Source organism: Frigoribacterium sp. PhB160 (assembly GCF_003751785.1).
Taxonomy (GTDB): domain Bacteria; phylum Actinomycetota; class Actinomycetes; order Actinomycetales; family Microbacteriaceae; genus Frigoribacterium.
On the sequence record NZ_RKIE01000001.1, the window covers coordinates 561,025 to 584,038 of the forward strand.

19 protein-coding genes are annotated in these 23,014 nt (G+C 74.5%); 3 read left to right on the plus strand and 16 right to left on the minus strand.

The window, feature by feature from the left end; all coding sequences use genetic code 11:
* Positions 1-87: 87 nt before the first annotated feature.
* Complete coding sequence (locus EDF38_RS02700) at positions 88-798, minus strand: hypothetical protein (RefSeq protein ID WP_123353838.1); 711 nt, start codon at positions 796-798, stop codon at positions 88-90.
* 207 nt (positions 799-1,005) lie between these two features.
* Here EDF38_RS02700 and EDF38_RS02705 point away from each other — a divergent pair, with 207 nt between their 5' ends.
* Positions 1,006-1,956: a manganese catalase family protein gene (locus EDF38_RS02705; protein ID WP_123353839.1), complete on the plus strand. Its 951-nt coding sequence runs from the start codon at positions 1,006-1,008 to the stop codon at positions 1,954-1,956.
* A gap of 98 nt (positions 1,957-2,054) precedes the next feature.
* Here the strand turns inward: EDF38_RS02705 and EDF38_RS02710 are convergent, their stop codons facing one another.
* From EDF38_RS02710 to EDF38_RS02730, 5 genes are all read right to left on the minus strand, one after another.
* Positions 2,055-4,127 (minus strand): fructose-specific PTS transporter subunit EIIC, encoded by a 2,073-nt coding sequence (locus tag EDF38_RS02710; RefSeq protein WP_123353840.1) that lies wholly within the window; start codon positions 4,125-4,127, stop codon positions 2,055-2,057.
* A gap of 92 nt (positions 4,128-4,219) precedes the next feature.
* Positions 4,220-5,188: a 1-phosphofructokinase family hexose kinase gene (locus EDF38_RS02715; RefSeq protein ID WP_123353841.1), complete on the minus strand. Its 969-nt coding sequence runs from the start codon at positions 5,186-5,188 to the stop codon at positions 4,220-4,222.
* A 322-nt stretch (positions 5,189-5,510) separates the two neighbouring features.
* Positions 5,511-7,679 (minus strand): lamin tail domain-containing protein, encoded by a 2,169-nt coding sequence (locus EDF38_RS16335; protein ID WP_123353842.1) that lies wholly within the window; start codon positions 7,677-7,679, stop codon positions 5,511-5,513.
* Between the two features lie 160 nt (positions 7,680-7,839).
* The gene (locus tag EDF38_RS02725; protein ID WP_123353843.1) at positions 7,840-8,088 is read right to left on the minus strand and encodes a hypothetical protein; all 249 of its coding nucleotides are present in this window, start codon (positions 8,086-8,088) and stop codon (positions 7,840-7,842) included.
* Between the two features lie 94 nt (positions 8,089-8,182).
* Complete coding sequence (locus EDF38_RS02730; RefSeq protein WP_148061436.1) at positions 8,183-9,148, minus strand: LysM domain-containing protein; 966 nt, start codon at positions 9,146-9,148, stop codon at positions 8,183-8,185.
* 160 nt (positions 9,149-9,308) lie between these two features.
* Here EDF38_RS02730 and EDF38_RS02735 point away from each other — a divergent pair, with 160 nt between their 5' ends.
* The gene (locus tag EDF38_RS02735) at positions 9,309-9,530 is read left to right on the plus strand and encodes a hypothetical protein (protein WP_123353845.1); all 222 of its coding nucleotides are present in this window, start codon (positions 9,309-9,311) and stop codon (positions 9,528-9,530) included.
* A 67-nt stretch (positions 9,531-9,597) separates the two neighbouring features.
* Here EDF38_RS02735 and EDF38_RS02740 read toward each other — a convergent pair whose 3' ends face one another.
* The 6 genes from EDF38_RS02740 to EDF38_RS02765 form a co-directional block, all read right to left on the minus strand.
* Entirely contained in the window at positions 9,598-10,305 is a 708-nt protein-coding gene (locus EDF38_RS02740; RefSeq protein ID WP_255409851.1) for a dienelactone hydrolase family protein, read from the minus strand.
* Complete coding sequence (locus EDF38_RS02745) at positions 10,302-11,339, minus strand: NAD-dependent epimerase/dehydratase family protein (protein ID WP_123353847.1); 1,038 nt, start codon at positions 11,337-11,339, stop codon at positions 10,302-10,304. Before EDF38_RS02745 ends, EDF38_RS02740 begins: the two co-directional genes overlap by 4 nt.
* Before the next feature lie 111 nt (positions 11,340-11,450).
* The gene (locus tag EDF38_RS02750; protein ID WP_123353848.1) at positions 11,451-12,404 is read right to left on the minus strand and encodes an intradiol ring-cleavage dioxygenase; all 954 of its coding nucleotides are present in this window, start codon (positions 12,402-12,404) and stop codon (positions 11,451-11,453) included.
* 93 nt (positions 12,405-12,497) lie between these two features.
* A complete protein-coding gene (locus EDF38_RS02755; protein ID WP_123353849.1) occupies positions 12,498-13,166 on the minus strand; it encodes a TetR/AcrR family transcriptional regulator in 669 nt (222 codons plus the stop codon).
* A gap of 115 nt (positions 13,167-13,281) precedes the next feature.
* Positions 13,282-14,991, minus strand: coding sequence for an alpha-glucosidase (locus EDF38_RS02760; protein WP_123353850.1), 1,710 nt, complete (start codon positions 14,989-14,991; stop codon positions 13,282-13,284).
* Positions 14,992-15,141: 150 nt separating this feature from the next.
* Positions 15,142-17,412, minus strand: a complete 2,271-nt coding sequence (locus EDF38_RS02765) for an alpha-galactosidase (protein WP_123353851.1) — start codon at positions 17,410-17,412, stop codon at positions 15,142-15,144.
* 63 nt (positions 17,413-17,475) lie between these two features.
* Here EDF38_RS02765 and EDF38_RS02770 point away from each other — a divergent pair, with 63 nt between their 5' ends.
* Complete coding sequence (locus EDF38_RS02770) at positions 17,476-18,699, plus strand: ROK family transcriptional regulator (RefSeq protein ID WP_123353852.1); 1,224 nt, start codon at positions 17,476-17,478, stop codon at positions 18,697-18,699.
* Here EDF38_RS02770 and EDF38_RS02775 read toward each other — a convergent pair.
* The 4 genes from EDF38_RS02775 to EDF38_RS02790 form a co-directional block, all read right to left on the minus strand.
* A complete protein-coding gene (locus EDF38_RS02775; protein WP_123353853.1) occupies positions 18,683-19,285 on the minus strand; it encodes a TetR/AcrR family transcriptional regulator in 603 nt (200 codons plus the stop codon). The two genes, EDF38_RS02770 and EDF38_RS02775, sit on opposite strands and share 17 nt — an antisense overlap.
* A 230-nt stretch (positions 19,286-19,515) precedes the next feature.
* Positions 19,516-19,791 carry a hypothetical protein gene (locus EDF38_RS02780; protein WP_123353854.1) on the minus strand — a complete coding sequence of 92 codons (276 nt, stop codon included), beginning with the start codon at positions 19,789-19,791 and terminating at the stop codon, positions 19,516-19,518.
* Positions 19,792-20,691: 900 nt separating this feature from the next.
* On the minus strand, positions 20,692-21,861 hold the full coding sequence (locus EDF38_RS02785) for a hypothetical protein (RefSeq protein WP_233572159.1): 1,170 nt from the start codon (positions 21,859-21,861) through the stop codon (positions 20,692-20,694).
* A 5-nt stretch (positions 21,862-21,866) separates the two neighbouring features.
* On the minus strand, positions 21,867-22,940 hold the full coding sequence (locus EDF38_RS02790) for an extracellular solute-binding protein (protein ID WP_123353855.1): 1,074 nt from the start codon (positions 22,938-22,940) through the stop codon (positions 21,867-21,869).
* Between the last annotated feature and the right edge of the window lie 74 nt (positions 22,941-23,014).

The following is a 23,014-nucleotide window of genomic DNA, read 5'->3' on the forward strand; positions in this document are numbered from 1 at the left end:
CCCTCCCGTCCACGAGACGAGAGGGGGGTCCACCGGGAACACCGGCGCACAGGGCGCCGATGTCGCCGCCGCCAAGAGGGAGAGAGGTTACTTGGTGGCGACGGTGATCTTCGCGACGCCGACGAGGAGCTCGTCCTGGACGGCCGTGGTTCCGAAGGTCGTGTTGAGCAGCGAGGCCGCGTCGGGGCTGATGTGCACCGTGGTGCCCTCGAGGATGGCGTTGTCGCCGTCGGTCTGCAGGGGCTTCAGCGAGCCGCCCCAGAGGTTGAAGAGGTAGGCGTCCTCGGCCGCGACCGTGCCGTCGACGGTGACCGTGCCGTAGAGCTTCGAGGCGCCCGGGTCGATGCGGAAGTCGCTGAGCTCGACGACCTTGCCGCCGCCCGTCAGGCTGAGGCCCGAGCCGTCGTGGTCGATCTCGCCCTGCACGTACGGACGCACGTCGCTGGCGGGGTCGTAGTAGTCGACGTTCCCGCCGGTGATCGGGAAGGCGAAGGTGCCGGTGGCCGAGTCGAACGTGGCCGAGCCGACGACGCCGGGGGTCAGGCCGAGGCTGGTGAGCGCGTCGACGAAGCTGCCGTCGACGGTGACCTCGGTGTCGACGCCCTTGCTCAGGTCGGGCAGCGAGGCCAGGGGGGTCGCGGCCGCGGAGGGCTCGGACGAGGCCGACGACGAGCTGCTGCTCGACGAGCTCGATCCGGCGTCGTCCATGGAGCAGGCGGCGAGGGAGAAGACGAGGGCGCCCGAGGCGACGACGCCCAGGCCGGCCTTGACGATGTTCTTGCGCGTGAAAGCGTTCATGATCAGGTCCTTTTCTGTGATTCCCGGTGGGGATACCAAGCATTCGCCGCCCTCGCGGAAATCGGTTGGTCGGATCGGCTGGGCGTTCCCTGAGAGCGACACGCGCCTCGTGGCGGACGGGATGCGAACGGGACCGGCACCGCGAGACCGTCGAGGGCGCATGGTGGGCCCGGCGACACCGCGTCGCTCGTCACGCAAGGAGGAACCATGTACTTCCACGCACAGACCTGGATCAACGACATCGCCGACGGCGAGCCCGACCCCGCCGCCGCGAACGCGCTGCAGGAGGGCCTCGGCGGCCAGTTCGGCGAGATGCGCACCATGATGCAGTACCTCTTCCAGGCCATGAACTTCCGCGGACCGGCGGCGAAGCCCTACCGCGACCTCATCCAGGGCATCGGCACGGAGGAGATCAGCCACGTCGAGCTGATCGGCACGACGATCTCGCGCCTGCTCGACGGCAGCCCGCAGTACACCGGCAAGCTCACCGACCCGCTCGACACCCCGGGGGCAGGAGGCGCGACCCCCCTGGGCATCGCGCTCGACACGGGCAACATCCACCACTACCTCGTCGGGGCGCAGGGCGCTCTGCCCGTCGACTCGGTCGGCAACCCGTGGAGCGGCAGCTACGTCTACAACAGCGGCAACCTGCCGCTCGACCTGCTGTACGACCTCATGCTCGAGTCGACGGGGCGGCTGCAGAAGAGCCGCATCTACGAGATGACCGACAACCCGGTCGCCCGCAAGACGGTCGCGTACCTCATCGTCCGCGACCAGGCGCACGAGAACGCCTACGCGAAGGCGCTCGAGACCCTCGGCGTCGACTGGGGCAAGCTGCTGCCGATCCCGAAGACGAACGCCGAGGCGTTCCCCGAGGTCAAGGAGCTCCTCGACCTGGGGCTGCAGAGCAAGCAGTACACGTTCGACCTCGACGGCAAGTCGGAGGCAGGCAAGATCTTCCAGGGCGCCTCGCCCTCGGGCGACGGCACCGACCTCACCGCGACCGAGCAGGCGCCGACGGGCGCGCCCTCGACCATCTCGCCCGAGCGCCTCGAGGAGTTCTCACCGGGCCTCGACGAGGACCTGCTCTCGCTCATCCAGCAGACCGCCGAGATGGAGCTGGCCGACATCGAGTCGTTCTACGGCCCCACGACGTAGGCCTGCCGTGCGCCCACGAGGGCCACGGCGCACGAGGTGACCGGACGCGGGAGGCGCGGTGCAGCTGCTGCTGCACCGCGCCTCCTGCGTGTGGTGGGCTATGCCGCCACGGGGCTCCGCTGCCCGACGGTGGCGCCGGCGTCCGCGGCCGCCGTGTCGGCGCCGGCCTCGGTGGGGGTGCCCCGACGCACGAAGCGCTTGAGGCCCACGAGGACGACGGCCGACACCACGGTGCCCGCGAGGATCGCGACGACCCACATGCCGAGGTTCTCGATCGCGAAGAACACGAAGATGCCGCCGTGGGGAGCCTGCGAGGTGACGCCCGCGGCCATCGAGATCGCGCCGGTGACGGCGCCCCCGGCCATGCTGGCGGGGATGACGCGCAGCGGGTCGGCCGCGGCGAACGGGATCGCGCCCTCGGAGATGAACGAGGCGCCGAGCAGCCAGGCCGCCGTGCCGTTCGAGCGCTCGACCTGAGTGAAGCCCTTGCGGTACAGCACGGTCGAGGCGAGGGCCATGGCGAGCGGGGGCACCATGCCGGCGCCCATGACCGCCGCCATGATCATCAGCGGGGCGGGGTTGTCGGACAGCGACCCGGCCGAGAGGCCGGCGACGGCGAACGAGTACGCCACCTTGTTGACGGGGCCTCCGAGGTCGACGCACATCATGAGCCCGAGCACGACGCCGAGCACCACGGCGCCCGTGCCGTTCAGGCCGTTGAGGAAGTCGGTCAGCGCGACGGTGAGGGCCGCGATGGGGCCGCCGAGCACGAGGACGAGCAGGCCGCTGGCGAAGATCGACGCGAGCAGCGGGATGATCACGACGGGCATCAGGCCCCGCAGCCAGCGGGGGACCGTCGGACGACCGATCCAGTAGGCCGCGAACCCGGCGAGCAGGCCGCCGACGAGGCCGCCGATGAAGCCGGCTCCCATGAAGACGGCGACGGCTCCCGCGACGAACCCGGGCGCGATGCCCGGACGGTCGGCGATGGCGTAGGCGATGTAGCCGGCGAGGGCCGCGACGAGGAAGCCCATCGACAGGTTGCCGATCTGGAAGGCGGCGGCGCCGAGGAAGTACTGCAGGCCCTGGGGCGGCAGGTTCGTCAGCGAGTAGTCGGTGAGGACGGTCGCGGCGTTGCCGGCGATCTCGTAGCCCGAGAGCAGGAAGCCGAGCGCGAGGAGGAGGCCTCCTCCGGCGACGAACGGGATCATGTACGAGACGCCGGTGAGCAGCCAGCGCTTGAGGGACGAGCCGAAGCCCTCCTTCGCGACGTGCTCCTGCGTCGCCGACGAGTCGGCCGAGCCGGCCACGCGGGGGGCGTTCGGGTCGGTGGACGCGGCCACCGCCTCCTTCACCATCGCGTCGGGGGCGTCCACGCCGCGCTTGACCGGGCCGCGGACGACGGGCTTGCCGGCGAAGCGCGACTGGTCGCGCACGTCGACGTCGACCGCGAAGATCACGGCGTCGGCCGCGGCGATGACGGCGGGGTCGAGCGGGGTGACCTTCGACGAGCCCTGCGTCTCGATCTGCAGGTCGGCGCCGAGGCGCTTCGCGGCGGCGACGAGCGCGTCGGCGGCCATGTAGGTGTGCGCGATGCCGGTGGGGCAGGCGGTGACGCCGACGAGCTGCGGGCGCCGGGCCGCGGAACCGTCGGTCGCGGCGGCGCCGGTCGTCGCGCCGGTCGTGGTGGTGCCGGTCGTGCCGCGGGTCTCGGCCACCTCGCCGCTCACCTCGCGGTCGACCAGCTCGACGATGTCGGCGGGCGTGGCCGCGGCGCGGAGGGCGGCGGTGAAGTCGTCGCGGATCAGCGCCCGGGCCAGGGTGGAGAGGACCGTCATGTGGTCGCTGTCGGCGCCCTCGGGCACGGCGATCATGAAGACGATGTCGGCGTCGCCGTCGGGGGCGCCGAAGGGGACGGTGCGCCGCAGGCGCGAGAAGGCGAGCGTCGGCTCGGTGACCGACGACGACCGGGCGTGGGGGATGGCGATGCCGCCGGGCACGCCGGTGCCGACGGAGGCCTCGCGGGCGATGGCGTCGTCGGCGAGCGAGTCGGCCGAGCCGGCGCGGCCCGAGGCCGCCACGCGACCGGCGAGGGTGCGGATGACGTCGGTCGACGTCGCTCCCAGGTCTTCGTCGAGACCGACGAGGTCGGTGCTGATCAGTGCGGACATGGTGGTGTGCTCCTTGGGGTCAGGCGACGGTGTCTGAGGGGTGGCGGTGCTCGGTGCGGGTGCTGCGGGGCGTGCCGGTGGTGCGGGGGCGGTCAGGCGTGCTCGACGACGGCGGGGGCCGCCTCGACGACGTCGATCGCCTCGGGGGAGGTCTGGTCGAGGGAGGGGACGATGCTGCCGGGCAGCGACGCCGCGGCGGCTCCCGACGCCACGGCCTGGGCGAGGCGGGCGGGCGCCGCGGCGCCCGCCGTCTCGGCGAGCAGGTAGCCGGCCAGCGACGAGTCGCCGGCCCCCACCGTGCTGAGGGGGACGATGGTCGGCGCCGCGGCGAACCAGGCGCCGTCGCCGTCGACGAGCACGGCGCCGACGCTGCCGAGGGTCAGCAGCACGGCGTCGACGCCGAGCGCGCGCAGGCGCTGGGCGCCCGCCACGGCCGCGTCGACGTCGGCCTCGAAGGTCTCGGCGTCGCCGCCGACGATCTCGGCCAGCTCTTCGGCGTTGGGCTTCGCCAGGTCGACGCGGACGCCCGAGGCGACGAGCGCGGCGAACGGGGCGCCCGACGAGTCGACGGCCACGCGGGGGGCCGAGTCGCCGCAGGAGGCGCGGACCGCGTCGACGACGTCGGCCAGCCAGGTCGTGGGGAGGCCGGGCGGCAGCGAGCCCGCCAGCACGAGCCACGAGGCGAGCGGCGCGTGCTCGACGACGAGCGCGGTCAGGGCGTCGGCATGGGCGCTGAGGTCGGGGCCGAGCTCGTTGATCTTCGTCGTGGTGCCGCCGGGCTCGGTGACCGTGACGTTCGCGCGGAGGCGCTCGTCGATCGGCAGGTTCACGGTCGCGACGCCGCGGCTGCGGAGGGCGGTGAGCACCGGGTCGTCGAGCAGGCCGGGCAGGAGGGCGACGGTCTCGGCGCCGGAGGCGGAGAGCGCCCGCGAGACGTTGACGCCCTTGCCGCCGGGCTCGTCGGTGGTGCGCGCGGCGCGCTGCACCTGGCCCCTCTGCAGCTCGCCCGTCAGCTCGATCGTGCGGTCGAGCGAGGGGTTCGGCGTGACGGTGAGGATCATGCGCGGGCCTCCTGCTGGTCAGGGCGCCTGCGTCGGTCGGGCTCGATCGTCGCGGAACGCCGTCGTTCTCCCGGGTCCGGCTGGTGGAGCTCGATCCCGTTCGGACGATGAAACCACATGAACGGACAGAAAACAACACAAACGAAGAAAGCCCTTCCCCTGCCGGCACGCGTCGCGTCACGTTCCGCGCATCACGTCCCGGCAGGACCCGACGCGACGCGCAGAACGTGACGCGGCACCCGTGGGCGCGGACGACCGCAGCCCCGGCCGCGCGAGGCGGTCGGGGCTGCGGTCCGGAGGGCGGAACCGTCCGGCGGGGGCGCTACGCGCGGCGGCGGCGGTGCACGAGCAGCGCGACGGCGCCCGCGAGCATCGCGAGGGCGGCGGCGGCCACGCCGACCCGGGCGTCGGTGCCGCCCGTGTAGGCGAGCGACCCGGAGGCGCTCGTCACCGGGGTGCCGCTCCCGTCGGCCGCGTCCGAGCCGGGCACGACCGGGCCCGCGCCGGGCGCGCCGGCCACCGGGCCGCCGTCGACCGGGGTGCCCGGGTCAGCAGGCGTGCCGGGGTCAGCAGGCGTGCCGGGGTCGGCAGGGGTGCCCGGGTCGGTGGGCGTGCCGGGGTCGGCGGGGGCCTCCGGGTCGGTGCAGGGCAGCGTGCCCTGGCGCAGCGAGAACCCGTCGGTGTCGGCGTCGTCGGCGTAGAACGTCAGGCGTGCGCCGCCGGAGCAGGTCGCGGCGTCGGCCACGGCGAAGCCCTCGTTGGCGAGGCCGCGGTCGGCGTTCGTCGGGGCCTCGTACCGCGCCTCCTCGACGAAGGTGCCCTGGTCGAGGCCGAAGAGCGCCGTCCGGCCCGAGCAGGCCTCGTCGCAGACGACCCACATCGCGTCGAGGTCGGCGTCGAACTGCACGTCGGCGACGACGTCGAGGCCCGTGCCGATCGTGGCGACGCGCTGCGCCGAACCGTCGGCCATCAAGGCGTAGCCGTAGACGCTCGCCGTGCCCTCGACACCGACGAAGAAGAGGCCGTCGCCGTGTCCGGGGTACGAGGCCGGGGCGTAGGAGGCGCCGGTCGCCTCGTCGAGGAAGCCCCGCTCCGTGAGCCACGCGTCGGGCACCCACGTGATGCCCTCGAGGCCGGCGTTCGCGCCGAGGCCGGGGAAGTCGGCGGCCAGGTCCCACTCGTCGGTCGCGACGAGGGCGTCCGAGCCGGTCGCGCCGGTCACGTCGTAGCGCAGCACCGACGGCCGGCTCGTGCCCGAGGCCGCGTTGTCGCGCTCGGACGAGACGTAGACGCCGCCGGCGGAGGAGTCGCCGGCGACCGTGACGCCCTCGGCGTCCACGACGCTCGTCGTCACGCCGTCGGGGTAGCGGAGGGTCGCACCCGCGGTCCATCCCGCGGCGGGCGCCCAGCCGCCCGCGCCGTCGGAGACGATGCGGTACAGCAGGCCGTCGCCGTTCTGCACGGCCCAGAGGGTGCCGTCGGCGGCGGTGCCGGAGGGCTCGTAGTCGAGGCCGCTGAGGTCGCCCGCGAAGGTGCCCTCGTCGTCGAGCGCGACGTCGTCGGGGCCGCCGGGCCACGGCTGGGCGAGGACGGTGCCCTCGAACACGTTCGCGGAGCCCTTGGTGGCCTCGGTCGTCGCGGCGAAGTCGCCGGTGCCGTCGGGGCTGCGGCCCCAGGTGACGGCGGCGTGCTCGGTCCAGCTGTACGAGTCGAGGACGGTCACGCCGTCGGCCGCGAGGAGGCGGGCGCTGTCGGCGCCGCCGAGGCCGAAGTCGAACCCGGGGGCGGTGTCGCTCAGCTCGTCGACGACGAGGAAGCCGCCGGGCTCGACGACGGAGCCGGTCGGCAGGGCGTAGCGGTGGGCGTCGTCGTCGTCGGAGAGCACGAGGCCCGTCGCGTCGAGGGCCGTCGTGCCGGTGTTGACGAGCTCGACCCAGTCGCCCGGGTCGCCGCCCTGCGACTCGACCTCGTTGATGCGCAGCGGCGTCGAGACGTCGTTCGCGCCTCCCTTGGTCGAGGTCGTGGTGGTGACGAACGCGCCGGTGCCGTCGGGGGAGCGGCCGTAGGTGACCGGGCTGTGCTCGGTCCAGGAGTACGAGGCCACGAGGGCGCCGGCGGCGTCCGAGAGGCGGGCCGTGTCGGCGCCGCCGAGGCCGAAGTCGAAGCCGGGGCGCGTGCCCTGCGCCTGGTCGACGACGAAGAAGCCGCCGGGGGAGACGGACGAGCCCGCGGGCAGCACGTACGGCGCGTGGCTGTCGTCGTCGTCGAGGAAGGACCAGCCCGAGAGGTCGACGGTCGCGTCGCCCGTCGTGGTCAGCTCGACCCAGTCGGTGTCGTCGCCGTTCGACTCGACCTCGTTGATGACGACGGGGGAGGCGGCGGCGACCGTGGGCACGGCGGAGGCGGGGGCGGCGGCGAGGCCCACGAGGCCGACGGCGGCGACGCAGCCGACCATCGTCGTGGCACCGAGGCGCAGGAGCAACGGGCGCATGCGGAGGGTCCGATCTGAGGGGTGGAGGGCCCCGGAGGCGGGGCTCCGCACACCCTGCCGCCTCCGCGGGTGCGACGGGTGAACCGGATGTGAACGACAGGTGTCGCTGGGCCGGGCCGAGTCGGGTCAGGCCGGGCAGGGTCGGGTCGGGTCGGGCGCGTCAGCCCTCGTCGGGGTCGAGGTCGTCGTCCTCGTCGTTCGCCGCGGTCTCGATCCAGTCGGTCGCCTCGTCGGAGAGGAAGAACTCGTCGCCCCCGACCTCGCCCACCCAGTCGTCGTCGTCGGTCGGCTCGCCGGTGATCGCCGTGATCTGCTCGAGCACCCACGGCGCGACCGCGTCGCCCGCGTTGTCGGTCAGCCACTGCCGCGTGGCCGGCAGGAGGTCGGTCCACCACTCGTCGATGCGCATGGAGCGAGCCTGGCACAGCCGCGCCCCGGGTGCTCGGAGGCGGGCGGGGCAGGGAGGAGGGCGCGCCTCCGGGGCTCGGGGGACGCCTCCGGCGTCAGATCTCGTTCGGGTCGAGGTTGATGATCGTGCCCTCGAGCAGGTACTGCTGGTCGCCGAGCACCATCAAGTTCTTGTTCAGGTAGATGAGGGCGGCCGGCGAGATGCCGAAGCGTCCGGCGACCTCGCCGAGCAAGTCGCCCGGGGCGACGAGGTAGGCGCGCGGGCCGCCGGTCGCCGTGGTCGTCGGCACGGTGCCGACCGCGAAGTCGCGAGCGCCGGCGTCGACGGGGGTGATGTTCGACTGGCGCTCGGGGATGTCCCAACGGAGGTCCTCGACGGCGAGCACCTTGTCGGGGCCGATCTCGACGGGCAGGTCGGGGTCGGAGGCGGCGGCCGAGTAGGTCACGAGGGCGAGCAGGTACGACGGCTGGCCGACGCCGCCGAGGCTGGCCGACGACGCGAGCGCCGTGCCGGAGGTCGGGCCGCCGAGCTGCAGGTCGCCCGTGCCGTGGTCGGCGAGGCCGTCGCCGACGCTCGGGGCGAGCTCCTTGAGGGTGACGCCGACCGGCACGGGCAGCGTCGAGGTGAAGCCGGAGTAGTCGGCCGTGTAGGTGTCGTCGCCGTTCGCGACCATCCGGTAGTGGAAGCGGATGCTGCCCTTGGGCGAGACGACGTCGCCCTCGGCCACGACGGTGCCGGCGGGGACGGACGTGACGAACGGGTCGGGCGCGCCGGCGGGCACGGGCTCGGCGGTCGCCGGCTGCGGCGTCGCGGAGGCGCTCGGCTCGGGCGTCGGGCTGGGCGTGGTCGTGGCGGTGGGGCTGGCGCTCGCGGACCGCGTCGCACCGCTGGACGGCGTCGCGGTGGACGTGCTCGCCGTCGGCTCGGACCGGTTCGACGACCACACGACGGCGGCGCCCGCCACGATCGCCAGCACGACGGCGATGCCGCCCGCCGTCAGCCAGAACCGGCGACGCCCGCTGCGCGGTGCGTCGCTGCCTTCTTCTCCCCCGAGACTCATGTGCCCCTCCCCGCCGACGATCGTAGCGGGCCGTGCGGCGGCGCGGGCGCGTCGCGTCACGGTCCGGGCGTCGCGTCGCGACACAACGCGACGTGACGCGCGGGACGTGACGCCGCACGGCCGCGCCGCTAGGGTGACGGGTCAGTGAAGGGGGCTCCACATGACCACAGCCATCGTCCTCATCGTGGCGTTCGTCGCCGCGATCGTCGTCGTCACCGTCGCCCTCGCTCGGCGTGATCGCCGTCCGGGCGGCGTGCCCTCAGGGCTCGAGGCGGAGGGCGACGCCCTCCGCGACGAGGCCCGGGCCCGCCTCGAGGGCGAGGCCGGCCGCGGCCAGGCCAAGGGCATGTCGGGCAGCGCCTCGACGGGCCACCTGCTCTGACGCGAGGGCCATGTGACGCCCGGGTCAGGTGCGTGCGAGGGCGGGGTCTGCCGGCGCCGCCCCGGGGTCAGGCCCGCGCGAGGAAGGCCCGTGAGCGCTCGATCACGAGCCGCGTCGCAGCGGCGTCGTGCTGCGGCAGCGAGCTGTCGGTGAACAGGTGGGTGTCGCCCGGGTACGTGAACAGCTCGGCCTGCTCGGGGCCGACCACGTCGACGAGCTCGCGGGCCGCGTCGAGGTCGCCCTCGAGGGCGAAGAACGGGTCGGCGTCCATCCCGTGCACCTGTGCCCGGACGCCGGCCGGCCAGGGACCGAACGACCACTCTGCGCCGAGCGCGACGAACGCCTCGTAGAGCAGCGCCCCTCGACAGCCCGGTCGCGTCTGGGCCAGGCGCTGGGCGTGCATCGCACCCCACGAGAAGCCGGCCACGACGAGGTCGGCGGGCAGTCCGTCGGCGATCGCGTCGACGCGGGCGCCGACCTCGTCGCGGTCGAGCGACTGCGCGTGGGCGATGCCGGCGTCGATGTCGTCGAAGAGCCGGCCGTCGTAGAGGTCGGGCACGTGGACGACGTGCTCGTCGCCCGCGAGCCGCGCCGCGAAGTCGCGCACCCCGTCGGTCAGCCCTTGCACGTGGTGGAACACGAGGATCTCGGTCATGGGTGCTCCCGTCGAGGTGGTCGTCCGTCGCGTCGGTCGCGGAACAGCCCGACGGGTCGTGACGTCGAGGCCGACTCTACGACCGGCCTGAGCCCGCCGGTAGGCCCGCGCCCGGCTCAGGCGCGGGGCACCGCCGCGAGCAGCTCGGCCTCCTCGGCGAGGGTGAGCCCCGACCCGTGCGGCCCCGCGTCGGGTCGTCGCCGCTCCGCCTCGAGGGCGTCCCGCAGCGTCTCGTCGAGCGGCCGCAGGCGGAGGCCTGCCGCCCTCGCCGCCGCGCCCGACCGCGCGTTCATGCCCCACGCCTCGCGCTCCGCGATCCACAGCGGCAGCGACCGCGGTCCGGCCCACTGGGCGACCCCCTGCGTCAGCAGCCACTCCGGAGGCGCGGTGACGACCGGCCCGTCGTGTCCGGCCACGCGCCGGGCCGCGTCGATCAGCTCGGGGAACGGGCGCGACGTCCCGACGGCGTCGAACGCGCCGCCGGGGCCGCGGGTCGCGAGCCGGACGATCCAGGCCGCGAGGTCGCGCACGTCGACCATCGACGTCGGCAGCTCAGGAGCGAGCGGCACGAGCACCTCGTCCGGGCCGTCGGCGGCAGCGTCGACGACGACGTCGCCTGAGTCGCCGACGGCGGAGCGCGCGAAGCGCGCCGGCCACCAGCTGCTGCGACCCGTCGGGTCGCCGGGCCCGCCGATGAGTCCCGGCCGGACGATCGTGGCCCGGTCGGGGCCGAAGCCGGCGACGACGGCCTCCTCGCCCGCGACCTTCGCGGCGCCGTACTCGTCCGCTCCGGCGTACTCGTCCGCGGCCAGGGGCGGGAGGAGCGCGGCTCGCTCGTCGGCCCCGAGCTCGGCCTGCGACGCGTAGGCGCTGACGCTCGACACGAAGACGTAGCGGTCGGCGACGGGCTCGAGGTCGCGGACCGCCCGGCGGACGTGGCCCGGCTGACGGGCGACGTCGACGACCGCGTCCCACGACCGGTCGGCCACGCCCGCCAGGGCGTCGTCGTGGTCGCGGTCGGCCCGGACGAGGTCGGCGCCCGCGGGGACGTCGTCCCCTCGGGCGAGGCAGGTGACGCGGTGTCCGGCGTCGAGGGCGGCGGAGGCCACGGCGTGGCCGAGCCACGCGGTGCCGCCGAGCACGAGGAGGTCCATCGGCCCAGCCTGCCCACCGACGCGCCGCGTCGGCACGCGTGTTCGCCCTGAGCGCGCGCACCGCCCGAGGCCTGCCGCGCGGAGGGCCGGACGACCGAGATCGAACGGGCCCTACCGACCGCCGGGCGCCGAGCCCGCCGTCGGGGTGGTCGCCGTGTCGACGCGTGCCGTCAGCGCGACCGCGTACCCCCGGGTCGCGTCGCCCGTGGTCGTGCCGAGCTGCAGGGCACCGCCGTCGTCGCCGAAGACGCCGTCGCTCGTCAGGCTGACCTGGCCCAGGTTCCGCGACGAGCCGTCGTAGTCGGCCAGGGCGTAGACCGTCTCGCAGGCCGCCTGCGGCATCGCGACCTGCGACGTGGCGATCGTCGACGACGAGTCGGTGACGGACGCGGCGTCGGGGTAGACCTCGAAGTGGATGTGCGGCCACCGCCCCGAGTAGCACGCGGGGAAGATCGAGGTGAACGTGACGGCACCGTCGGCGTCGGCCACCTGGACTCCGCGCAGGTACGTCTCGTCGGTGATGCCGTCGGAGTACATCGAGTACCCGCCCGACGCGTCGCAGTGCCACACGTAGACGGCGACGCCGGCGAACGGGGCGTCGCCCGCCGCCTGGTCGAGGATCGTCAGGGTGAGGGTCATCGGCACCCCCGCGGCGGTGGCGCCGCCGTCGAGGCTCGAGCGGATGTCGCTGCGCACGATGCCCGAGCGCGCGAGCACGTCGGGCCCGTTCGACCCGTCGCCCGGGTAGGGACCGGCCGTCTCGTCGGGGATCTCCGCCGCGGGCACGGCGGCCGTGCTGCCCGAGGTCGGCTCGGCGGAGGGCGTCGCGCTCGCCGTCGCGCTGCCCGTCGCGCCTGAGGTCGACCCGCCCCCGGTCGTGCAGGCCGCCAGCACGAGGCTGCCGGCGCCCGCGCCGAGCACGGCGAGCAGACCGCGGCGGCTCATCAGGGTGCGGACGTCGAAGGCGACGCCCTGGTCGACGACCTCCTCGTCGGGGCGGTCGAGCAGGCGACCCTCCCAGGCGGGTCCGTCGGGCGTCTCGTCGGGTTCGGGGATGCGCGTCATGGGACGAGCGTGACCGAGCTCCTTCGGGAGCGTCGATGCGCCTCCTCTGCATCACCCCTGAGACCGGGCACGCGGAAGCCCGGCCGCCGGGCGTCAGGCGACGTCGAGGTCCCAGGTCGGCGGCGTGTAGGGGCGGCCCCACCCGTCCCGCAGGCGGGTCACCGCGCGGTCGTAGGAGTCGAGCACGTCCATGCGCGGTCGCACCATCGACTGCAGCTGCAGTCCCTCGTAGATCGCGACGAGCTGCTCGGCGCCGCGCGACGGGTCCATCGTGTCGGGCTCGCGGCCGAGGTCGACGTCGCGGCGGAGGCCGTCGGCGACGACGCGGTAGAACGCCTTCCAGTCGTCCTGCAGCAGCTGGCCCATGGGATGGCCCGGGGTGGCGGCGACGTTGACGAGGGCGCTCAGCAGGCGCATCAGCGCCGGGTCCTCGGCGTTCGACTTCACGATGCGGCGGAGGAACGCCACGGTGCCGTGGCTCTCGACGAGCGGGAGGAGCGGCGCCGTGCGCTGCCCCGTCCACCGCTCGGCGGCGGTCAGCACGAGGCCGTTCCACACCGGGAACTGGCTGGTCACGACGCCGACGGGCAGCCCCGCGATCTCGGCGACGACCGACGCGTCGACCTCGTGGAAGGCGTTCCTGCGGAAGGCCTCGATCGCCGCGGCGACGATCTGCTTGCGTCGTTCGGAGTGGGCCGACGACGCGTAGAAGTCGTCGGTGGGGGCGTCCATGGCCGTGGTCGCGTCGTGCTCGTCGTGCATGGTCCGATCCTGGCGGCCGGGGGTCCGCGGCGGCAGTCCCCGTTGTGGGCATGGCGCGGCGACGACGAGGTCGGTGCTGAGCCTGGCTCACGCCTGGGGGCGGGGAGGCGCGCGGTCAGGCGCGCACGACCCGCGCCTCCCACGGTCCGAGCGTCAGGCCCGTCGAGCCCGGCGCGTTCGTGACGACGACCTCGGGCAACATGCGTCGTCGCAGCGAGGGGTGCAACGCCGGGTCGAGCTCGTACGGCTCGCCCGACACGTTCGCGAGGACGAGCAGGCCCTCGTCGCCGAGCGTCCGCGTGAACGCCCAGAGGCGGTCGTCGTCGGGCGCGAGCAGCTCGAAGGCGCCGAGGGCGACCACGGGCGACTCGTGCCGCAGCGCGATGAGGCGGCGGTAGTGCTCGAAGACCGACCGGCCCGAGGAGGCGCGGTCCGCCTCCACCGTCAGCTCCGGGCGTCCGGCGGCGACGTCGATCCACGGGGTGCCGGTGGTGAAGCCCGCCCCCGCGCCCCCCGCCCACGGCACCGGGGTGCGGGCGTTGTCGCGACTGCGGGTGCGCAGGGCCTCGAGCAGCGCCTCCGGGTCGTCGCCGGCCGCGAGGCGCTCGGCGTGCCAGTTGAGGCTCTCGATGTCGCGGTACTGGTCGATCGAGGTGAACCCGGCGTTCGTCATGCCGATCTCGTCGCCCTGGTACACGTACGGCGTGCCGCGGTGCAGGTGCAGCACGGTCGCGAGCAGCGTGGCGGCCTCGTACCGGTGCTCGCCGTCGTCGCCGAAGCGCGAGACGGAGCGGGGCTGGTCGTGGTTGCCGAGGTAGAGGCTGTTCCAGCCGCGCTCGGCGAGGCCGTCCTGCCAGCGGGCGAGCGAGGCCTTGAGCGGCACGAGCTCGACGGGCCGGTTGTCGAACTTCGAGTCGGGGCCGCTGTCGAGCCCGACGTGCTCGAACTGGAAGACCATGTCGAGCTCGCCGCGGTCGGCGGCCGTGAAGAGCACGGCGTCGTCGACGGAGACGCCGGGCATCTCGCCGACGGTGATGAGCTCGCGGTCGGGGCGGTGCGCGAAGACCTCGCGGTGCATCTCCTGCAGGTGCTCGTGGATGCGCTCGCCCATGACGAAGCGCGGCGAGCCCGGCTCGAGCGACGCCGGGTCCTTCGCGATGAAGTTGATCACGTCCATGCGGAACCCGTCGACGCCGCGGTCGAGCCAGCGGTTCATCATCGCGTGGACCTCGGCCCGCATCTCCGCGTTCTCCCAGTTCAGGTCGGGCTGGGCCGTCGCGAACATGTGCAGGTAGTACTGGCCCGTGGCCTCGTCGAGGGCCCAGGCCGGGCCGCTGAAGAAGCTCCGCCACTCGGTCGGCAGCGACCCGTCGGCCCCGCCGTCGCGCCAGACGTACCAGTCGCGCCGGGGCGAGTCGAGGGACGAGCGCGACTCGACGAACCACGGGTGCTCCTCGCTCGTGTGGTTGACGACGAGGTCCATGACGAGCTTCATTCCGAGCGCGTGCACCTCGGCGAGCAGCGCGTCGAAGTCGTCGAGCGTGCCGAAGAGCGGGTCGATGTCGTCGTAGTCGCTGATGTCGTAGCCGGCGTCGGCCTGCGGCGAGCGGTAGATCGGCGACAACCAGATCACGTCGACGCCGAGGTCGTGCAGGTGGCCCAGGCGCTGCCTGATGCCCCCGAGGTCGCCCACGCCGTCGCCGTCCGAGTCGGCGAAGCTGCGCGGCCAGATCTGGTAGACGACCGCGCTGGTCCACCAGGCGGGCTCGGGGAGGCGGGGGGCGCCTCCGGCGGTCTCGGGGGCGGGGGTCGCGTCGTCGGTCACGGTCCGAGCCTCGCACGGACGCGGTGCGGAGGGCCGGTGCGGTCGGACGCGGTCCGCGGTCGGGAGCGCGGCCCGCGGTCGGGAATGCCGCCCGCGGTCGGGAATGCCGCCCGCGGTCGGCAGTGCCGCCCGCCGCGGCGCCGGGCTGCGTCAGCGGGGTGCGTCGAGCGCGTCGAGGGCGTCGACCTCGATCAGCACGAGCGACTCGGGGAAGAGCACCGGTGCCTGCAGCCCCGCCGTCGCGAGGGCGCGGCCCGTGAGCACGAGCGGCTCGAGGGTCCACTCGAGCGGCGACTGGCCGGGGCCGGCGAGCTCGGCGACCGGCTCGGCGAGCCGCACGCGGTACGCCCGGTCGTCGTCGAGGCCGGGCAGCACGACGCGGGGAGGCGGGTAGCTCGTGCTCGCCGTGACCTGCGTGTACGTGAACAGGCCGCGCGCCCCGTCGGCCGAGACGACGCCGCGAACGTCGGCCGACTCGTCGGCGAGGTCGGCGAACACGGCGCGGCCGGTGTGCAGCATGGCGCGGTCGCGGACGTGGGCGGAGACCCACGCGGCGAGCTCGTCGAGCTCGGCGTCGTCGAGGGCGGTGATGTCCCACTCGATGCCGAAGTGCCCGGGCAGCGCCACGCCCGCCCGCAGCGACAGGTCGTGCCGACGCCCGGTCGAGTGCGAGCGGGGGCCGCTCATGTGCGCGCCCATCAGCTCGTACGGCACCAGCAGGCTCGTGCCCGCCTGGATCGTCAGCCGCTCGACCGGGTCGATGCAGTCGCTCGTCCAGACACGGTCGGTGTGGTCGAGCACGCCGAGGTCGACGCGCGCCCCGCCGGAGGCGCAGCTCTCGATCTCGAGACCGGGCCGGCGCCGCTTCAGCTCGTCGAACAGCCGGTACACGGCGAGCACGTTCTCGTGCACCGCGGGTCGGCCCGTGCGGGGACTGACCGCCTCGACGAGGTCGCGGTTGTGGTCCCACTTCAGGTAGCCGATGTCGTACGCGCCGAGGAGGGCGTCGAGCGACTCGAGCACGTGCGACCACGCGCCCGGGTCGGACAGGTCGAGCACCTGCTGCTGACGACCGGACGCGGGGAGGCGCGGGCCGGGCCCCAGGATCCACTCGGGGTGCGCTCGGGCCAGGTCGCTGTCGGGGCTGATCATCTCGGGCTCGACCCAGAGGCCGAACTGGAGGCCGAGCCCGGTGACGTGCTCGACGAGCGGACCGAGGCCGTCGGGCCAGACCGTCTCGTCGACGGTCCAGTCGCCGAGCGACGTCGTGTCGTCGCGGCGACCGTGGAACCAGCCGTCGTCGAGCACGAACCGCTCGACGCCGACCCGCGCGCCGACGTCCGCGAGGGCGGTGAGGCGGTCGAGGTCGTGGTCGAAGTAGACGGCCTCCCACGTGTTGAGAGTGACTGGCCGGGGCGTCGACGGGTGGTGCGGCCGGGCGCGGAGCAGGTCGTGGAAGCGGGCCGAGAGCTGCGTCAGGCCGTCGCCCCAGCTCGCGACGGCCGTCGGCGTCGACCAGCTCTCGCCGGGCGCGAGGCGCACCTCGCCGGGCGCGAGCCGCTCGGCCGCGCGGAGCACGCTCATGCCGCTCGGGGTGCGCTCGACGCCGAGGCGGTGGTCGCCGCTCCACGCGAGGTGGACGGCGTGGACGACGCCGCTGCCGCGCTGGTGGCCGAAGCCGGGTGTGCCGACCGCGAGCAGCAGCGTCGCGTCGGCGCCGGGGCGCCCGCGGCGGCTCTCGCGCTCGTAGCGACCCGTCGTCAGCGCGTGCCGCTGGGGGGCGCGCTCGCGGAGGTGCCGGCCCGTCGTGTCGAAGACCTCGGTCGCGGTGGCGGGGAGGGGGAGCGTGGCGGCGAGCTCGGCGATCTCGTAGGGGGTCGCGGTGCCGGGGGCGGTGCCCGTCGGCTCGGTGCCGGTGCCGGTGCTCGTGCCGGTCGGCTCGGTGTTGGTCAGGGTGAGGGTCTGGTGCAGGAGGCCGTGCGCGTCGAGGATCACGACGACCTCGAGGGCGAGGCGGGCGTCGTCGTCGACGGCCGACACGACGAGGGTCCGACCCGCGCCGTCCGCGGTCGGGTCGAGGCCGACCTGCGTCGTGCGGAAGGACGTGGTCGCGTCGAGCCCGCCGCGGCTGCCCGTCAGGCCGGGGGTGCCCTGCCAGCCCCGCGACTCCTGTGGCAGGAGGCTGGGGCGCGCCGTGTGGTCGAGGCCGCCGGAGACGCGCTGCGGACGGGCCGCGACGGCGAGGCCGTGCAGCACCTCGTCGGCGACCGGGCCGAGGTCGGCGCCCCACCACACGATGGTCGGCAGGCCCTCGGTCGTCGTGTCGACGACGACGCTCGTGCCGCCCGCGCGCAGGTGGAGCTCGGGCCGGGTGGTCGGCGTCGGGGCGGTCGAGGTCTCGTCGTCGGTGCGTCGCTGCATGTCGTAATTTCTACGGTGCAAATAAGTCGCGTGTCAACCCGGCCGGTGCTCCATGATGGTGCGATGACCACCGACGAGCGTCTGGGCGAGCGCCCTGCCGAGCGCCCTGCCGACAGCCCTGTCGACCGGCCCTCGTCGCCGAGTCGCGAGCTCGCCCGCGAGGTGCTCGTGCACGGGCCGATCTCCCGCGCCGAGCTGGCGGTGCGCCTCGGGCTCTCGGCGGCGAGCCTCACCCGGCTGAGCCGGCCGCTGCTCGACGCGGGCTGGCTCGTCGAGACCGACGACCACGTCGGCGGGGCGGTCGGGCGCCCGGTCCGGCCGCTCGACGTGCGGGTCGGGTCGGCGTGGCACGTCGGCGTCAAGCTCACCGGCGAGCGGGCGTTCGGGGTCGCCACCGACCTCCGTGCCGCCGTGCTGGCGGAGGCGACCGTCGACCTGCCGGGGCACGACCCGTCGCAGGTCGTCGACGCGGTGGTCGAGGTCGTGGGGCGACTGGCGGCGGTCGTCGGCACCGCGCCTCCGGACGCTCTCGGGGTGACTGTCGGCGGGTTCGTCGCGCGGTCGCGGGTGGCGGTGCGGGCACCGTTCCTCGGGTGGCGCGACGTCGACCTCGGGGGGCTGCTCGCGGCGGCCACCGGCCTGCCCGTCGTCGTCGAGAACGACGTCGTCGCCCTCGTCGAGGCCGAGCACTGGTTCGGGCTCGGGCGGGGGCTCGACCGGTTCGCCGTCGTCACGACGGGCGCGGGCGTCGGCTACGGCCTCGTCGTGCACGGACGGCAGGTGCGGACGGCCGACACCGGCCTCGGCCTCGGCGCGCACGTTCCGCTCGACCCGGCCGGGCCGACCTGCCCCGAGGGGCACGTCGGGTGCTCGACGGCGCTGCTGTCGACGGGCAGCGTCGTCGCCCGGGTCGGGGAGGCGCTCGGGCGGGTCGTGTCGTACGACGAGGTGCTCGCGCTCGCGGCCGCCGACGAGCCCGCCGCCCGGTCCGTCGTCGACGAGGCGGGACGGGCGCTCGGACGGCTCGCCGGCCTCGTCGCCGACCTCGCGATGGTCGAGGCCGTCGTTCTCGGCGGGGAGGGGATCGGCCTCGTCGACGTGGCGCGCGCGGCGTTCGACGACGCGCTCGCCTCCGGACGGGACCCCGCGGCCACGCCGGTGCGGGTGCTCGTGGGCGAGTCGACGTTCGACGTCTGGGCCCGCGGGGCGGCGGCGGTCGCGATCCAGTCGCGGGTCGGGGTCGTCGGCCCGGGGCACGACGGCCCGGGGGTCACCAGGCCGAGATGAGGCTCTCGATCGCGTGGTCGAAGGCCGTGACGGCGTCGAAGCTCGGGCGCAGCATCGTCTGCAGCTGGAGCCCCTCGTAGAGCGCGACGACGGTCGTCGCGAGCGAGCGCACGTCGGTGCCCTCGGGGACCACGCCCTCGGTGACGTCGAAGGCGAGGCCCTGCTGCACCATGCGGTGGAAGTCGAGGTAGAGCTCACGCAGGTACGGCGCGCCGATGTCGCCGGGCTCGGTCGCCTCGACGGAGAGCGCCATCAGCGTGCGCGACAGGCCCTGGTGCGCGGCGCTGTGGGCGACGAGCCCGCGGAGGAAGCCGAGGGTCGCGCCCCCGGCGGTCTCGCGGGCGACCTGCTCGAAGCGGTCCTGGTTCCACCGGTCGAGGGCGGCGAGCAGCAGGCCCTTCCAGTCGGGGAACTGGCGGTGCACGCAGGCGACCGACATGTCGGCGGTGCGGGCCACCTCCTCGACGGTCGTCCGGCGGTAGCCGAGGCGCTCGAGGGTCTCGACCGTGGCCGCGACGATGCGCTTCCGGTCGACGACCGCGAGGTCGAAGGCGGTCTGGTCGGCCGGGGCCATGTCGATGGTCATGCGTTCTCCCTGAGGAGTGGTGGGGTCCTCGTCCCCAGCATGGCGAGCCGGGGCGGCGTGGCAAAGCCCCCTGACGGGGGGTCGGTGCGGCGACGGGGCGACGCGGGTGGGCCCTGTCGACGAGTCAGGAGCCGTCGGCGATGCGGGACCGGGCACGGGGGAGTCGGGGGTCGGGGCGACGGCGATCCCTGAGTCGTGCACCGGGTGCGGGCCTGACCGCGAGGTGCCGGTCAGCGGCCGCGGCCCGCGCGGGTGACGGCGCGCGCGGAGCGCGACGAGAGGACGGCGGCGCGCGAGCGCCACGACAGCACCGCCAGCAACGACAGGCCCGAGCCGATCGCGAGCAGGGAGCCGAACGACCCGATCGCCCCGATCGAGAGCGCCGAGCCGACGCTGCCGATCGAGAGGACCGAGTCCTTCGACGCGATCGACAGCGCGCTGCCCGTCGACCAGAGCGAGAGCACGCTCGAGTCGTTCCGCCGCCGGGGTGCTCGTCCGCTCGTCATGCGCCCAGTGTGCGCCCGCGGCGCTCGCTGCGTCGCCGTGTCGCTGCGTCGACGACTCAGGGATCGCCGTCGTCCGCCGCCGCAGGGCCCGGTCGCGGCGGGCGCCTCGCGCACGCCCTCCTGAGTCGTCGACGGCGTCGGGCCCGTCGGCGACGACGTCTCGGTCGGCGCCGTCGACTCGTCAGGAGCAACTGTCGGCGACGCGCGGCGTGCTCGGGGTGCACGTCGTCTCGCGACGAAGGTGCCTGAGTTGCTGACGGGACGGGTGGGTGAGGCGGGGGCGGTACGGCTGCGCCGTCGGCTCGTCAGGAGGAAGCGGTGGCGGGGAACGGCGTTGGCGGGGTGCGGGTAGTCCGGCGACGAGGGCGCCTGAATTGTTGACGGGACGGGACGGGACGGGTGGGTGTGGCGGTGGGGGCGGTACGGCTGCGCCGTCGACTGGTCAGGAGGAACCGTCGGCGACGGACGGCGCGGGTGGGGTGCGGGCCGTCCGGCGACGAAGATGCCTGAGTTGTTGACGGGACGGGACGGGACGGGACGGGGCGGGACGGGACGGGTGGGTGCGGCGGTGGGGGCGGGACGGCTGCGCCGTCGACTCGTCAGGAGGAACCGTCGGCGGGCGACGGCGTCGGTGGGGTGCGGGCCGTCCGGCGACCAAGACGCCTGAGTTGTTGACGGGACGGGTGGGCGCGGCGTCGGGGGCGGCACGGCTGCGCCGTCGGCTCGTCAGGAGGAACCGTCGGCGACGGACGGCGCGGGTGGGGTGCGGGCCGTCCGGCGACGAAGGTGCCTGAGTTGCCTGCGAGGGGCACGGGTGCGGCCAGCCCCCCGACGCGACGAGACCCGGCACCGCCCACGCGGGCGGCACCGGGTCTCGTCAGGTCGAGCGGGCGGCAGGGCCTACAGCCCGACCCCGACCCCGGCACCCCGCGGCGCCACGCCGAACTCCGCGTCGAGCGCGGCCAGCTCGGCGTCGACGCGGGCACGCAGCGCCGCCTTCTCGCCGGCGGGCAGCCAGGACGCCTCGACGCCGGCCCGGGCCATGGCCCGCACCTGGTCGGCGTCGGCGCCGATCTGCTCCGACACGATGCGGTACTCGGCGGCCAGCGACGTCGGGAACATGCCCGGGTCGTCCGACGCCGGCACGACGTTCAGCCCGGCCTCGAGCATCGCCGCGATCGACGCGCGGCGCCAAGGTCGCCACGACCGTCGCGACGTGGTCGACACGACGGTGAAGGCGACCTGCTCGTCGCGCATCCGCGCCACGACGTCGTCGTCCTCGAGCACGTAGTACCCGTGGTCGATGCGGTCGCAGCCGAGCTGGTCGAGGCAGGTGATCGTGTTGACGGCGGTGGGCGCGTGCTCCGACGAGTGCGCCGTGCGGCCGAGCCCGGCCGCCCCCGCGAGGCGGTAGGCGTCGACGAAGCGCTCGGGCGGTCCCTTGGTCTCGAGGTTGTCGAGGCCGATGCCGGCGACGTACTCGTTCGGCGCGTCGACGACCTGCTGCACGAGCGCGAGGGCGTGCTCGCCCGACCGGCTGCGGTCGATGCCCTGGATCATGCGGCCGGTCATGCCGAAGTCGCGTTCCGCGAGCCGGATGCCCTCGGCGTAGGCCTCGACCGACCCGGCGTAGCCGAGCGAGGCGAGGTGCGGCGGCACCGCGTCGAAGAACAGCTCGAGGTGGCGGGTGCCGCTCCGGTGCGCGTCCTCGAACGCCTCGTAGGTGATGCGGGTGAGGTCGTCGGCGTCGCGGAGCACCTCGACGACCCACTCCGACGCCTGGAACAGCGAGTACGACACGTCGGGCTCGCCCTCGCTCGGCCCCTGCGGCACGGGGATGCGCGTGTCGCGGTAGAGCGCCGGGTCGGGCGGCAGCGAGTTGATGTCGGCGAAGACCCGCTCGGGCTCGGCCGGCAGCGCGAGGCCCTCGCGCCGGGCGAGCTCGGCGAAGGTCGAGGCCCGCACGGTGCCGATCAGGTGGCAGTGCAGGTCGACCTTCGGCATGCGGTCGAGGTACGCGCCGGGCAGGGCGCCCGGCAGCGCGCCGGGCGACGACGGGGGCGACGTCACGGCCATCAGCGCGACGTCACCTCACGCGCGAAGCGGTCGACCCAGTCGGCGCGGGTGGGCACGAGCTCCGTCGGGTCGAGCGTCTCGTAGCCGGCGGCGACCGGGTCGGCGGCGATGTCGCCCACGACGGCGGTGATGGTCGACGGCACGGTCGCGCCCGGGTTGACGGGCAGGTCGCCGACGATCTCGGCCGACGACGACTGCGCCTCGACGCCGAGCAGGTAGTCGATGAACTGCGACGCACCGTCGACGTTCTCGGCCCCGGTCGGGATCATCGCGCGGTTGGTCGCCATGTACTTGCCGGTCGCCGGCGGGGTCCACGCGACGGCCTCGCCCGAGTCGACGAGGTCGGTCGCGAAGCCGCTGAGGGCGTCGGCCGCGACGATCTCGCCCTGGGTCAGCAGGTTCGTGACCTCGGTCGACGAGCTGTAGAACTGCAGCACGTTGGGCGCCCACTCGCCGAGCTGGTCGAGCGCGGCGTCGATGTCGTAGGGTCCGTCGCCGACCTCCGCGGCCACGCCCGAGACCATGAGCTGGCCGGCGGTGACCGAGATGTCGGGCAGCGCGACGCGGCCCTCGTAGGCCGTGTCGCCGTAGAGCGACCAGTCGGCCGCCTCCTCGGCGCTGAGCTCGTCGGTCGAGTAGAGGGTCCCGTTGAGCTGGTAGCTGTAGGCGGGCCCGACGTACTCCTCCTCGGTCGCGAAGTCGGAGATCTCCGACAGCGTCGGCACGGCGGAGGCGTCGACCTGCTGGAAGAGCTCGTCCTCCTGGCCGAGGGCGGCGTAGTAGTCGCTGATGAGCATGACGTCGATGCCGGGGTCGCCGTCGGCGAGCTGCAGCTTCGACAGGCGGTCGGCGTTCGAGCCGGTCTCGACCTCGACCTGGATGCCGGTGGCCTCGGTGAACGGGTCGACCACCGCCTCCTGGAACTCCTCGACGCCGAACGGGAAGGTGCTGACGACGATGGTGTCGGCGTCGGGCTCGCCGGAGCTGCTCGACGAGCAGCCGGCGAGCACGACGGCGCCGACGGCGAGGCCGGCCGCGACGGCCAGGCGGCGGGGGCGGGTGGTGGGCGACATGAGGTGTCCTCTCAGAGCGGGCGGAGCAGAGCGGGCGGAGCAGGGCGGGTCAGGGCAGGGGACGAGACGAGGAG

Excerpts from the sequence above, each read along its gene's own strand:
- EDF38_RS02700 (WP_123353838.1), bottom strand. The coding sequence starts at position 798 with ATGAACGCTTTCACGCGCAAGAACATCGTCAAGGCCGGCCTGGGCGTC.
- EDF38_RS02705 (WP_123353839.1), top strand. The coding sequence starts at position 1,006 with ATGTACTTCCACGCACAGACCTGGATCAACGACATCGCCGACGGCGAG.
- EDF38_RS02710 (WP_123353840.1), bottom strand. The coding sequence starts at position 4,127 with ATGTCCGCACTGATCAGCACCGACCTCGTCGGTCTCGACGAAGACCTG.
- EDF38_RS02715 (WP_123353841.1), bottom strand. The coding sequence starts at position 5,188 with ATGATCCTCACCGTCACGCCGAACCCCTCGCTCGACCGCACGATCGAG.
- EDF38_RS16335 (WP_123353842.1), bottom strand. The coding sequence starts at position 7,679 with ATGCGCCCGTTGCTCCTGCGCCTCGGTGCCACGACGATGGTCGGCTGC.
- EDF38_RS02725 (WP_123353843.1), bottom strand. The coding sequence starts at position 8,088 with ATGCGCATCGACGAGTGGTGGACCGACCTCCTGCCGGCCACGCGGCAG.
- EDF38_RS02730 (WP_148061436.1), bottom strand. The coding sequence starts at position 9,148 with ATGAGTCTCGGGGGAGAAGAAGGCAGCGACGCACCGCGCAGCGGGCGT.
- EDF38_RS02735 (WP_123353845.1), top strand. The coding sequence starts at position 9,309 with ATGACCACAGCCATCGTCCTCATCGTGGCGTTCGTCGCCGCGATCGTC.
- EDF38_RS02745 (WP_123353847.1), bottom strand. The coding sequence starts at position 11,339 with ATGGACCTCCTCGTGCTCGGCGGCACCGCGTGGCTCGGCCACGCCGTG.
- EDF38_RS02750 (WP_123353848.1), bottom strand. The coding sequence starts at position 12,404 with ATGACGCGCATCCCCGAACCCGACGAGACGCCCGACGGACCCGCCTGG.
- EDF38_RS02755 (WP_123353849.1), bottom strand. The coding sequence starts at position 13,166 with ATGCACGACGAGCACGACGCGACCACGGCCATGGACGCCCCCACCGAC.
- EDF38_RS02765 (WP_123353851.1), bottom strand. The coding sequence starts at position 17,412 with ATGCAGCGACGCACCGACGACGAGACCTCGACCGCCCCGACGCCGACC.
- EDF38_RS02770 (WP_123353852.1), top strand. The coding sequence starts at position 17,476 with ATGACCACCGACGAGCGTCTGGGCGAGCGCCCTGCCGAGCGCCCTGCC.
- EDF38_RS02775 (WP_123353853.1), bottom strand. The coding sequence starts at position 19,285 with ATGACCATCGACATGGCCCCGGCCGACCAGACCGCCTTCGACCTCGCG.
- EDF38_RS02780 (WP_123353854.1), bottom strand. The coding sequence starts at position 19,791 with ATGACGAGCGGACGAGCACCCCGGCGGCGGAACGACTCGAGCGTGCTC.
- EDF38_RS02790 (WP_123353855.1), bottom strand. The coding sequence starts at position 22,940 with ATGTCGCCCACCACCCGCCCCCGCCGCCTGGCCGTCGCGGCCGGCCTC.